General features: G+C 32.1%; 13 protein-coding genes. 7 read left to right on the forward strand and 6 right to left on the reverse strand.

The window, feature by feature from the left end; genetic code table 11:
* Positions 1–4 precede the first annotated feature (4 nt).
* Positions 5–874, forward strand: coding sequence for a methionyl aminopeptidase (locus B3086_RS06260; RefSeq protein ID WP_346846721.1), 870 nt, complete (start codon positions 5–7; stop codon positions 872–874).
* Positions 875–1,012: 138 nt separating this feature from the next.
* Here B3086_RS06260 and B3086_RS06265 read toward each other — a convergent pair whose 3' ends face one another.
* A complete protein-coding gene (locus B3086_RS06265; protein ID WP_035134070.1) occupies positions 1,013–1,666 on the reverse strand; it encodes an oxygen-insensitive NAD(P)H-dependent nitroreductase NfsB in 654 nt (217 codons plus the stop codon).
* Between the two features lie 177 nt (positions 1,667–1,843).
* On the opposite strand from B3086_RS06265, the gene B3086_RS06270 reads away from it, so the two are divergent.
* From B3086_RS06270 to B3086_RS06280, 3 genes are all read left to right on the forward strand, one after another.
* Positions 1,844–2,197 carry a winged helix-turn-helix transcriptional regulator gene (locus B3086_RS06270; protein ID WP_035134068.1) on the forward strand — a complete coding sequence of 118 codons (354 nt, stop codon included), beginning with the start codon at positions 1,844–1,846 and terminating at the stop codon, positions 2,195–2,197.
* Positions 2,198–2,253: 56 nt separating this feature from the next.
* Positions 2,254–2,733 (forward strand): DNA-deoxyinosine glycosylase, encoded by a 480-nt coding sequence (locus B3086_RS06275; RefSeq protein WP_346846722.1) that lies wholly within the window; start codon positions 2,254–2,256, stop codon positions 2,731–2,733.
* Between the two features lie 409 nt (positions 2,734–3,142).
* The gene (locus B3086_RS06280) at positions 3,143–4,030 is read left to right on the forward strand and encodes a hypothetical protein (RefSeq protein ID WP_346846723.1); all 888 of its coding nucleotides are present in this window, start codon (positions 3,143–3,145) and stop codon (positions 4,028–4,030) included.
* A 128-nt stretch (positions 4,031–4,158) separates the two neighbouring features.
* Here the strand turns inward: B3086_RS06280 and B3086_RS06285 are convergent, their stop codons facing one another.
* The 4 genes from B3086_RS06285 to B3086_RS06300 all read right to left on the reverse strand — a co-directional run bounded on the left by B3086_RS06285 (position 4,159) and on the right by B3086_RS06300 (position 7,739).
* A complete protein-coding gene (locus tag B3086_RS06285; protein ID WP_346846724.1) occupies positions 4,159–5,151 on the reverse strand; it encodes a choloylglycine hydrolase family protein in 993 nt (330 codons plus the stop codon).
* Positions 5,152–5,331: 180 nt separating this feature from the next.
* On the reverse strand, positions 5,332–5,772 hold the full coding sequence (locus B3086_RS06290) for a GyrI-like domain-containing protein (RefSeq protein ID WP_346846725.1): 441 nt from the start codon (positions 5,770–5,772) through the stop codon (positions 5,332–5,334).
* A 66-nt stretch (positions 5,773–5,838) separates the two neighbouring features.
* Positions 5,839–6,735, reverse strand: coding sequence for a YafY family protein (locus B3086_RS06295; protein ID WP_346846726.1), 897 nt, complete (start codon positions 6,733–6,735; stop codon positions 5,839–5,841).
* Between the two features lie 92 nt (positions 6,736–6,827).
* Complete coding sequence (locus B3086_RS06300; RefSeq protein ID WP_346846727.1) at positions 6,828–7,739, reverse strand: AraC family transcriptional regulator; 912 nt, start codon at positions 7,737–7,739, stop codon at positions 6,828–6,830.
* 249 nt (positions 7,740–7,988) lie between these two features.
* Here B3086_RS06300 and B3086_RS06305 point away from each other — a divergent pair, with 249 nt between their 5' ends.
* From B3086_RS06305 to B3086_RS06315, 3 genes are all read left to right on the forward strand, one after another.
* Positions 7,989–9,275, forward strand: a complete 1,287-nt coding sequence (locus B3086_RS06305) for a Gfo/Idh/MocA family oxidoreductase (protein WP_346846728.1) — start codon at positions 7,989–7,991, stop codon at positions 9,273–9,275.
* 74 nt (positions 9,276–9,349) lie between these two features.
* Positions 9,350–10,195, forward strand: coding sequence for a sugar phosphate nucleotidyltransferase (locus B3086_RS06310; protein ID WP_346846729.1), 846 nt, complete (start codon positions 9,350–9,352; stop codon positions 10,193–10,195).
* Entirely contained in the window at positions 10,185–11,258 is a 1,074-nt protein-coding gene (locus B3086_RS06315) for an aminoglycoside phosphotransferase family protein (protein ID WP_346846730.1), read from the forward strand. Before B3086_RS06310 ends, B3086_RS06315 begins: the two co-directional genes overlap by 11 nt.
* Before the next feature lie 268 nt (positions 11,259–11,526).
* Here the strand turns inward: B3086_RS06315 and B3086_RS06320 are convergent, their stop codons facing one another.
* On the reverse strand, positions 11,527–12,996 hold the full coding sequence (locus B3086_RS06320) for a hypothetical protein (protein WP_346846731.1): 1,470 nt from the start codon (positions 12,994–12,996) through the stop codon (positions 11,527–11,529).
* Between the last annotated feature and the right edge of the window lie 8 nt (positions 12,997–13,004).

Here is a 13,004-nt window from a genome sequence, read left to right on the forward strand (position 1 = left end):
GATTATGAAATTAAACAGAAATAATTTATGTTGGTGCAAAAGTGGATTAAAATATAAAAACTGTCATTTAGAATCTGATGAAAAGTTAAGTGATTTAAAAAGAAAAGGTCATATAGTACCAACTAGAAACCTCATAAAAACAAAAGAGCAAATTGAAGGAATAAGAAAGAGTGCTGAGATTAATAATGGTCTTCTAGACTTAATTAGTGAAAACATTAAGGAAGGCATGGCAACAGAAGAAATAAATAAATTGGCACATGACTATACAATATCCAAAGGTGGAATTCCAGCTACTCTTAATTATGATGGATTTCCTAAAAGTATTTGTGTATCAATAAATAATGTTGTATGCCATGGAATACCTAGTAAAGATGTAATTCTAAAGAATGGTGATATTGTAAATGTTGATGCAACAACTATACTTAATGGATATTACTCAGATGCATCAAGGATGTTTATGATTGGTGAAGTAGATGAAGAAGCTAAGAAATTGGTTGAAGTAACTAAAGAATGTTTGAATAAAGGCTTAGAAGCAGTTAAACCTTGGGGGTTCTTAGGAGATATTGGAGCTGCAATTCAAGAATATGCAGAAAGTAATGGTTATTCAGTAGTTAGAGAATTCGGTGGACATGGAGTAGGTTTAGATATTCATGAAGAACCATTTGTTTCTCATTTGGGAAAAAGAGGAATAGGTATGGTTTTAGTACCTGGTATGGTATTTACCATTGAACCAATGATAAATGCTGGAAGTAATGAAATATTTATAGATGAAGATGACGGGTGGACTGTTCTTACCGATGACGATTCTCTTTCAGCACAATGGGAGCACACAATTCTTGTAACTGAAGATGGAATAGAAATAATTGCTAGATAGATCATGTGATAAAAGCCTGTAGGAAAAGAAACGTAAAATGAAATCTATTATAAAAGAAAGCTAATAAAATAATGGGGAATCTTTTGTATTAGCTTTCTTTAAATCTAGAGTAAGTTATATTAATGAGGGGATAATTAATTAAATTGTAGTAAATACTTCTTCTTCAGAAAGTCTTGATTTAGGTAATTGTGCATTGAAATCATCATTAGCTTTGTATCCTAAAGGAACTAATGCTACAGCGGTGAATCCTTTTTCAGTTAATCCTAATTCTTCATTTAAAACTTTAACATCAAATCCTTCCATAGGTACTGCATCTATTCCAAGAGCAGCAGAACCAAGTAATAAGCTACCCATATTTAAGTAAACTTGTTTATCCATCCAATATTGTAAGTCATTGTAGTCATTTTTATGGAAGTTAACAAATGTACTACGTCCTCCATGCATACCATTTTTGATTTCTTCGTTAGCAAAACGTCCATCTTGATCTTCTTTTTCTAAGATATGTTGTAAGTAATCTTCATCCATTGAAGTTCTTGCACAAAGTACAACTATATCTGATGCAGTAAGTACTTTTTCATCATTAAAAGCGTAGAATCCTTGAGTACTTTTGCTTATTTGTTTTTTCCCTTCTTCACTTGAAGCTATTATAAAATGCCATGGTTGAGTATTAACGCTTGAAGCACTAAGTCTTAAAAGTTCTTTAATTTGTTTCATATCTTCTGCTGAAATTTTTCTTGTATTATCAAATTTTTTAGTTGAGTAACGTCTTTCCATTATTTCTATTAAGTTCATATTATATATCTCCTTTTAATTCAAAAATAGTTTATATTAATTTTATAAATTTTCAAAGGCTTACTTGTTTGCCGCCCTTGTATGCTATAATAATATCAACATACTGTTATATGAACAAGTATGCACTTAAAAGTAAGTACTATCTAAAAGGATAGTGATATCAAAAAGGAGAGTTGTATGAATAATAAAGAAATAGAAATAAAAAATTGTAGTGAACTGTGCCCTATGGAATTTGCAATGACTCAGATATCAGGGAAATGGAAACTAGTTATTTTATGGCATATTTATGATAGTGAAGTTATGAGATATGGTGAATTAAAAAGAGCTGTAAGTGGAATTACAGATAAAATGTTAAGTAATCAGTTGAAAGAGTTAGTTAGTGATAACATAATACATAAGGAAGTTTATGAAGAGATTCCGCCAAAGGTAGAATATACTTTAACTGAATATGGAAAATCATTAATACCTATAATGGAAATGTTATTTAAGTGGGGAAAAGAACAATTAATAAGATTAAATAATGATAAATAGCTTTTAAGTAAAATTGATAATAATAATTTTAAAAGTTAATTATAAAGGAGAGAGTTATGAAGCATGTAGAGCATACCTTTGAAGCTGTATTTGATAAAAATTCAAAAATTCTTATTTTAGGAACATTGCCATCTGTTAAATCAAGAGAGGCGGATTTTTATTATGGTCATCCACAAAATAGATTTTGGAAAGTTATTGGAGCAATAACTCGATGCTCTGAATATAGAACTATTGAGGAAAAAAAGAAAATGTTATTAGAAAATAATATTGCAATATGGGATACAATAGCTTCTTGTGATATCATAGGTTCAAGTGATTCCAGTATTAAAAATGTAGTCCCATCAGATTTAACTAGTATTTTAGATAATAGCAATATTAAAAAGATATATGTTAATGGTGGCAAGGCATATCAACTTTATAATAAATATTCATTAAAAAAAACAGGAATAGAAGCTATTAAACTTCCATCAACTAGTCCTGCAAATGCAAGATATAGTCTTGATAAGTTAATAGAAGAATGGCAAGTGATTGTTTAATGAATACCACTGGTTATACTGGTGGTTCAAAAAGCTTTTAGCTATAAGTAGAAAAAAAGAACCCTCTTTGATAAATAGAAGTAGGTTTGCCAACCACATCTAAAATCAAGGAGGGATATCCAAGCGGATAATAAGGAATATGTAGAAGCAGTAGAATTTTAGAATTCTGCTGTTTTTTTATTGTAGGTACATGATAAATAAAGGGAATATTTTCTTAATATGGTATAGATTTATTGAGCAGTGGAGAGTGAGGTGATACAATAAAGATGTTATTGATTAAATTTAAATAATAAGGATAAGGTAAAGCAATATCAAGACAAAAGGTACATTGTTATAAATAGAATAATAAAATTGAAAAAGATGAAGGAGTAATATTATAAATATCAATTATAATAAAGGAGGAGCTTAAATGAAAATTGTTAAATTAATAAAATATATAGCTATAGTTATTATTTGTTCTATACTTGATATGACACTTCATGGAATAACTTCGGAGATTAGTCCTTTTCCTAAAATTGCAAACTTCAGTTTTCTTGTTAAAACTATTGGAGCTGTTGGAGCAGCTACGGTATGGATTCTGGTTGCCTTTTCCAGTGTAGCCTATGTGTTTTATAGATATGAAGATAAAATTCTAGGAATAAAGAGTGGAAAAGGGCTGCGATATGGTAGTGCAATAGGCTTATTGTGGTTATGGGGTATGATGGAAGGTGTTTCTTTATCGGGTAATACTTTAACACATGAAATTGTAATGGGAATTTGTGATGCTGGACCGATAGTATTGATGGGATCATTATTAGGTAAATTTACAAGTGACTCCAGTCATATTAAACAAAAGAAGAGACCTTTTAATAGTAGTAACATATTTTTATCTATTTTCATTTTTTCTATAACCTTTTTATTTGGACGTTACTTTTTCTATTTTACAAAAATTATAGATTCAGGTTATGAGAAAAGACCTTATTTTACTTTTATTTGGACTTTATTAATGGGTACATGTATAGGTATCGTATATCTATTATTAGGTAATACTACTAAATCACAATCAAAGGCTTTAAGTGCAATAAAATTTGGAATTACAATATTTGGAATTAATTGGTTTGCCTTTCTTATTTTTGTACCAATTATATTTTCGGGGACGTTTATTGATACACTTCTAAGACTTGGTATTGATATATTGTTAGTTAGTTTAAGCTGTTATTTATCTGAAACTTTAATAAAAACTAACTGTTATAAAAGGAAAGTTCATAGTAGTTTACACAATTTGGAATTGTATGGTGGTGCAGATGAAAGGGAATAGTAAGAGCGCTATTAATTAGAAAAGGAAAGAGGTCTAAACTTACTCCCTTAATGGGATAGGTTTAGACCTTTCAAGTTTAGGAAGAACCTAATCTAACAAAGGTATTAGGTAGGGCAAAAAAGTAAATTCTAGAGCTTTTCAAAGGTAACAGGACGTTTTAAATTACCAAGGTAGATAGGATGTGTACAATTCTTATAATCACTAATTAGTCTTGTAGTCGCTATTTGACTGTTATCATAGGTTTTAAAGTAATACTCACAGGTGTTTGTGTTTATAAATGCAGTATATTTAGTGTAATCAAAAGTACCTTTATCTGTAAGAACAATTCCCATTGGAATTGAAACACTCTCCACAATGTGGAAACAAGTCATTATTGCATCGACTCTATCTTTAGGTACTTGACTATGGGTTTTTAGAAAGGCTGTTCTAACAAATCGTTCTGGAGAGGTGTATCCACCAGGTAATAACATTGTTCCACCAGCCTGACCAAAGGGTGTTAACTCAACATTTTCCCAACAGGTTTTCTTTTCTTGGATTGTAGATAATTCCATATAATTTCTTAGATTAGTCATATGCCACATAAAATCTGGACTATTAGTCATAACTCCTATAGGATTATCAAATATCTCAAGCCCATTTCTTGTTTGCTCAATAACTACACATTTACCACTTTTATCAGTTGCAATCCAATGAAGAGGAGCAGCCGTTTTAGTAACAGGATCGGGAAGACCTATGACACATATATTTTTCAGTATCATATCTAGTTCATCTACTGAAGCACAGAGTCCTAAAATATAATGTAGAAAATCCAATGATGCAATAGGCTCTTTATTCTTATCCTCTACTGGTATATCATAATCGGCATAACCCGCAAAGTATAGAGCTGCGGCAGCAAAGCCTCTTTCATTTACCCCATCAAAAAAGCCTAGCACATTATCAGCTTCTTGCCCGATACCTATAAAGCTATAGCAATCATTATGCTTTTTCATGGTAATAGGATTATACCATGGGTTATTTCTAGGTATTATAAAAAATCCAGGTTCTATATCGTAAGAAAAATCCATAGTCCTACAAAACAAATTTTCCATCTGTAAAGATTTTAAAGTAAACGCTGTACACATATCTACACCTTCTTTTTTATATATCTATACTATAGTATTTACAAATTTATAATTTTTATAATATTATAATATATGTTTAGAATATGTTAAAGTTACGATACTTAGTTTATTTAGATCACTGGAATGTTGCAACTCAGTAGAATTAACTTAATTAGCTAAATATGATGAATCTTATCACTGTTATTTTAATGCTATATAAATATCAATATCTGCATTTTCAAAGTCACTATTTAGGTATTCCTCAAAGTCACCTGTAAAGCTTCTGTCTAAGTCCAATTTCCAAATTTCGTCCCAAGCTTTTGCTACTGCTGTTTCCATGTGTCCATGTACAGAGAATTTTGCATATTTCCCCGCAGGAATGATTTTTGTTGTAAACTCACTGTTTTCTGATTTTGATACTTCGTTGCCTGCGGTAACAAGATAACTGTTTTCTGTATAATCGGAATAAAGTCCAATTGCATATTCATTTACCTTATTCTTGATGTTTGCATTGATGCCACTTTGATATAAATCAACCCAAAGCTTGCCGATTTTCTCACCCATTTTAGGGTCTTCGTTGCTCGTTGTCACACTTACACCAACAATAATTTTTTCTTCAAGATTTACAATTTCATAGTTCATTTTAACTACCTCCATATATTTGATATATTTATAATAAATCAAATAATATGTCAACAGTATGTCATATTATAAATAATTGTTCATCATTTTTTGTATTTCTTCTTTTATGGAGTTTCTTATGTCCAATGGTTCTAATACCTCGCAATGGCTACCAAAAGAAGCTATATAAGGAAATAGCCATTCACCCATAGGATAAATTGTTTCAGTTATAAAACTGCCGTCAACTTCTTTAGTATAATTATCAAACTCGTCATATACTCGAAAAGCCATTTGGGGAGACAGTTTTAATTTCAAAGTGATATATTGCTCATTAAACATGTTGTCCTTCTTAAATATAGGTTCCATAACTTTTCGATGAAAATGTTTATCTGTAACCACAATATCCTTTATACGACTTAGTTTGAAAAATCGAAAATCCTGCCTTAAAGTACAATAGGCATATAAATAACGTGCCATACCTTTAAAACAAAGCTTTAAAGGTTCTACATCTCGTGTAGTTCTTTCGCCTTTTCCGCTTGAATAAGTAAAACTCATTATTTTCTTAGATAGGATTGCTGATTTAATATCATTAAAGGATTTAGATTCGTTCTCTGAATTGTACCAAGATGAAAAATCCACTTCAATCCAATCGGAGTTATTCTCTCCAAATAGGCTGCCTAATTTTTGTAATGCAGAATCTGTTTCATTAAAATTGATTGCACCAACTGCTTGTAGTGAGGATAAAATATCAGACTTTTCTTCTTCGGTTAATACAGCTTTGTTCAGCACAAATTCATCTAAAATAGATATTCCGCCACCTTTGCCTTTGGTCATATAAACAGGAATACCTGCTGATGATAATGTTTCAATATCACGATAAATGGTTCTACTAGAAACTTCAAACTTCTCTGCAAGTTCTCTTGCTGTAACGTTTTTTTTATCAAGAAGTATGTATATTATTTCAAACATTCGGTTGATTTGCATATCTTCACCTCTATCATATTATAACACATGAATATGACATCACTATGTCATATTTATATACTGTCAAATAAGGAATGGCAGCCACATTATGGCTACCACTTATAAGTTTGAGAAATCCCCTTTACAGATGAGATGTATTCCGTTGGTGACATTCCAGTTAACTTTTTAAATTGTTTGGAAAAATGCTGCAAAGAATTATAAGAAAGAAAATATGCGATTTCAGTGATATTCATATTCCCATCACGAATAATTTCCTTTGCGCGCTCAATCTTCATATATATGAAATAATCAATTACTCCACAGTTTTTATTTTTGTGGAAGAGTGAATGTAAGGTAGAACGGCTGATAGAAAATTCATTGCAAATATCTGAAATTTTAATTTGCTCACAAATGTGTAGCTGCAAATAATGCAAAATTTGTTCAAATACATAGGATTTATTAGAGCTATCCCAAGACTGTTTTGTAACAGAAGATAGGTTTTTAACTTTTTCATCATCACAATGATGCCTCTTTATATGAATTAGAAATTGTTCCAGATATAACAAAATCAATTGTTGTGAGCCAAAAGGTGCACTAGTAGAGAGTTTTACTTGTTCAATGGAAGGGATATGGAGTGGAGTTGAAAATGCAGCGCGCGCTTCTGAAATAATTTTTGCAATTAAAGTTTTTTCTATAGAAGACAGAGTGGTAACTTTACCAGTAAAAAAATCCATTGATGGGGAATTGCACAAAAATGAAATTGCCACTAAATTAGGCGATTTCCTTCCTATTGCCTTCACAGCGTGAAATTCATTTGGTCTATGAAAAATCATATCTCCAGCATAGAGCTGATAATGCTCAGAGGCTGCTTGTACCATAACTGTTCCTTTGTCTACATATAGGAATTCCCAAAAATCATGAGACTCACCATGGAAAACAAAGTCTTTCAAGTATTCAAAATAGTGAATGGTGATGATTTCAGTGATTTCAAATTCTTCTTTTAATCTAGTACTGATATAAGCCATACAACCAACTCCTTGCTTATGCATTATTATCAATTTATTTTAGCAAATATAACAAAAGAATACAATTTAACAAATAGATATTTTGGATGATATAACAATTATACTGGATGATTGTATAAGCTAAATTTTAAAAAAACCTATACAATATATGTAACAGTATGGAAGTTATAGAAAAGGTCTTCTCTATGCACATAGAAATACCTTTTAAAATATGAATGGAGAAAATAGAAGTAAATAGGAGGAAATAAAATGAGTAAAAAATTAAAGGTAGCATTAGCTGGACTTGGTAGTAGAGGAAAAGACACCTATGCATTAACTGCTAAATTATTCCCAGAGAAAATTGAAATTGTAGCAATTGCAGACATTGATCCTGCAAAGGTAGAAGATGTGGCAAGGGAGTATAACATTCCGAAAAGGGCATGCTTTTACAGTGCAGAAGAACTAATTGCTCAGGATAAGCTAGCAGATGTTATGTTTATTACTACTCAGGACAAGGAACATGTAAGACAAGCAATCCCGGCCCTTAGAAAAGGCTATCATCTGTTATTGGAAAAGCCAATTTCACCAGACCTTGATGAGTGTAGGGAAATTGTAAAAGTAGCAAATGAATGTGAAAGAAAAGTGGTTGTATGTCATGTGTTGCGTTATACACCATTCTATACAAAATTAAAAGAAGTAATTGACAGCGGTATAATTGGAGAAGTAGTTTCTGTTATGGCAATTGAAAATGTGGGATATTGGCATCAAGCACACAGTTTTGTACGTGGAAACTGGAGAAACTCAAATACTACTAGTCCTATGATATTACAGAAATGTTGTCATGATATGGACTTGTTATTATGGCTCACAGGTAAAACTTGTAAGTCTGTATCTTCCTTTGGAAGCACCTATTTATTCAAAAAAGAAAATGCACCGGAAGGAGCAACGAAGCGTTGTATGGATGGATGCAAAGCAAAAGCAAATTGTCCCTTTGATGCAGAAAAGATTTATATAACAAATGAAAAAACTGGTGTGGCAAAGGGGAATACAAAGTGGCCTGTTGATGTATTGACTCTTCATCCCACTGTAGAAAGTATTACAGAAGCAATTCAAAGTGGACCTTATGGAAGATGTGTATATTACTGTGATAATAACGTAGTAGATCATCAGGTTGTAAACCTAAATATGACAGATGGTGCCACCATTTCATTGACAATGTGTGCATTCACTGCTACAGGTTCACGTTATCAGAAGATTATGGGGACACAAGGAGAAATTGTTGCAGACTTGACTGAAAAAACTATTAAAGTCACACAATTTGGAAAAGAAACTGAAGTAATGGATATATCAAAACTATCAACGGATTTTTCTGGTCATGCAGGGGGAGACAATCGTATGGTGGAAGAATTCATTGACATGATTGCAGAGGGTGGAGAACCAACTAATGCCATAACATCAGTAGATAAATCCGTAGAAAGTCATTATTGCGCAATGGCAGCAGAACAATCCAGGCTGGCAGATGGAGTGGCGATTGATTTGGATACTCTAAGAAAATAAAATGGGATTTAGTAATTAAGTAATGTATTTAATCTAGATTAATATAAAGAAAGTATTTAAATATAGGTGGCAATATGAATAAAACAACATTAGTAGTAATGGCAGCTGGTATGGGAAGTCGTTTTGGGAGTCTTAAACAGCTGGAGCCTGTGGGTCCTAATGGGGAAATAATACTTGGTTTTTCTATATATGATGCAGTAAAAGCAGGCTTTTCAAAAGTGGTTTTTATTATAAAAAAAGAAATGGAAAAGGATTTTCGACATGTTATCGGCAAAAGAATTGAAAAGATAATAGATGTTGATTATGCTTTTCAAACACTAGACAAAATTCCTCAGGGGTGTTTTGTCCCAGACAATAGATTTAAGCCATGGGGAACAGGGCATGCTGTGATGTGTGCTAAAAGTGCAGTTACCACTCCCTTTATGGTAATAAACGCAGATGATTATTATGGTAGCCATTCCTACAAAATAGTTGGGGATTATTTATCCCAAAATAAAGGGATGTGCATGGCTGGGTTTAGACTAAAAAATACACTAACTGAAAATGGCACAGTAAGTCGAGGATTATGCGAAATAGAAAAAGGGTATTTAAAAAGTGTGGTGGAACATACATCTATTGATAAGAATAGTGGAATACCTCTTGATTCTATGGTATCTATGAACATGTGGGGGTTTGACACTGATATATTTCATGTGCTTGAAGAGGATTTTACTCTGTTTTTAAAGAATTTAAAAAATCCATTAAAGGATGAATTTTATCTTCCTTCAGTAGTTGATAATATGATTAAAACACAAAGTGCAAAGGTGAAAGTCCTTGAGACATTAGATAAGTGGTATGGAGTTACATACAAAGAAGACTTGCCTACAGTTAAAAATGCTATAAACCAAATGATTAGAGAGGGATTATACCATGGAATATAAACTGCATCAGGTTTTAAAACAGTTTAATATTAATGCTGAAATGAGCTCTTATGGGAACGGATATATAAATGATACATATATTGCAAAACCATATATATTGCAAAGAATCAATAGTAATGTGTTTAAAAATCCTGAGGGTTTAATGGAGAATATTGCAGCTATAACAGAGCATCTTAGAAAAAAAATCCTTCTTAGTGGAGGAAATCCTGACAGAGAAACACTAACAATAATAAATACTAAGGATGGTGAAAAATACTATAAAACCAATGAAAATGATTATTTCAGGGTATATAAATTTATAGATAATGCAGTGACCTACGATCAGGTTGAAGATCCTATGCAATTTTATTATGGTGCCAAGGCCTTTGGTAAGTTTCAAAATATGTTATCTGATTTTCCTGCTGATAAATTATATGACACAATACCTAATTTTCATAATACAGCCACCAGGTTTGAGGATCTGTTAAAAGCAATTGAAGATAATAAATGTGGCAGATTAGAAGAAGTGGGAAAAGAAATTGAATTTGCAAAAAAACGCAGAAGAGATGTGAGCATCATATTAGATGCAATGAAAGATGGAAGCATTCCTCTAAGGGTAACACATAATGACACTAAGCTGAATAATGTTATGATAGATATAGACACAGGTGAAGGGGTATGTGTAATTGATTTGGATACAGTAATGCCAGGGTCAATTCTATATGACTACGGTGATGCACTTAGATATGGAGCTTCTAGCGGAAGGGAAGATGAAACAGATTTATCAAAAATATGGTTTGATATGAATCTGTTTAAGTATTTTACAAAGGGGTATTTTCATGAAGTATTACCTATACTTGTGCCAAAAGAGATTGAACTTATGGCTTTTTCTGTGAAACTTATGACCTTTGAATGCGGTATAAGATTTTTAACGGATTATTTAAATGGAGATACCTATTTTAAAATTCACAAGGAGAAACACAATCTTCATAGAGCAAGAACACAGTTTAAGCTAGTTAGTGATATTGAAGGTAAAATGGATATTATGAATAGAATAATAGGGGAACTTATAGAAGTAAGTTAGATAAATAGGAATACCTAGAAACAGCAGAATTTCAGAATTCTGCTGTTTTTTATGTAATTATAGGTTAAATAAAGGAAATATATTTTACAAATGGAATTTAAAACCTGTGACAATTTTAATATTACAACTGCTGATGGTAAAAACTTTGATGCAGTCATAGCAATCCATTTGCACATAAAAATATATCTGAAATTGCTGGTTTAAAAATAGACTAGACCATTTTATAGTAAGGTCTAGTCTTTGTAACTAAAAAATATGTTTTGAATATTTAAACCACTTTGATAACCGAATCATGATTAAGTTGACATGGTGGTCCATTAAAATTCAGTTCTAATTGAGAAGTAAGTAAAAAACCTCCGATTGTATGTGCTGCATCGAATGGTGGAGTACCTTCTTTTACGGTATTTACATCTTGTGCAAAAACGAATAGATACCAATTTCCTGGTTTAAGCTCTTCTTCATTATATGAGCCACCACAGTACAAAGTATCGTTTTCTTTCTCATCTAATCCTATGCCATTATCACAAAGCTCGAAACGAAGAACTTCACCCTGTGTAGAAATTAATACTGCATTTACGTAAAGCTCGTTACCTGAATAATAACTTCCATCGGATTTTTCAAAACTTGCACAAATTTTAAGTGGATCACCTCGGTGATGAATATTAGGTGATTTTACTTCATACGAGTTCAAAAAATGTATGTTTTGTCGTTGATCAGATGTATTGAATGTATAGGTTTTATTAGTAGTAGTTCGAGTATATTCCCAGTCACCTTCTATTGGATAATCTTTACCGGGACTAGGAGCTACAGGATAATTAATTTTTAGTTGGACAGATTCACTAATAGTTAATTCTCCAGAAACTGGAGGGGTTTGTTCCTGACCACGATAATGTAAATCCGGTCCATCTGAAGCAATTGCTGCAGTTGCAATTGCCCCAGCAGCACTATATAGACCTCTCTCAAACCAATCATCTGTATTAGTGGCTGATGTAGTTACTGAAGGACAGCAAACCGATGGAGTAGTTTCCTCGAAGGTACCTTTAACAGACACAACACCTCCATCAAGCTCTCCATCACTAAAATAATCGTAGAGAAGCGCACCAAGTGCAAATGCTCCAGCTAAGATTCCTAAAGCAATCTTCCACCAAGGATCATTGTAAGGGAAAGGGCCTCTGATCCCTTCATATGGTGGATTTGGAACCCAATCATAGGTCACATCAGTTGGTAGTACAATGAATGGTTTTGTTTTCTCGGGATTGCATGGATCTTTTTCTCCAAGGCCCACAATAGCATTATGAATATTTATTTTCATTGAGCCTTCAGGCATGACAACACTGTATGTCTTAGTTGGTTTATGATAATCTATTCTTGTTATGAATATCTTCTTAATTATCCGATTAAAGGAAAAACCATCACTTTCAATGATGAAGCTGATATTTGCAATTCCAGGATTAGCTGTGATAAAACTTGTTATAAATCTTACAGAAAAAGATGCATTTGGAGGAACATCTCCCACATAATCAAATGATGTAGGAAGAGGGATACCAGGATCTGAAATTCCTTCAATATATACACGTACATTTTTTAGAGTTGTATTACTTTCGTTGACAATAGAAGTTTGTATAATTTGTTTTCCTATATTTACAATAAAAAAACCATCGGTATTCATCATATTTGTTTGTGAACAGATTGCAAAAGGTCTAAAGGGAATTGTTACAGGCACAGTTAAAGTAGACATTTATTTAG

This window comes from Clostridium sp. UBA871 (assembly GCF_002295255.1).
Taxonomy (GTDB): domain Bacteria; phylum Bacillota; class Clostridia; order Clostridiales; family Clostridiaceae; genus Clostridium_J; species Clostridium_J sulfidigenes.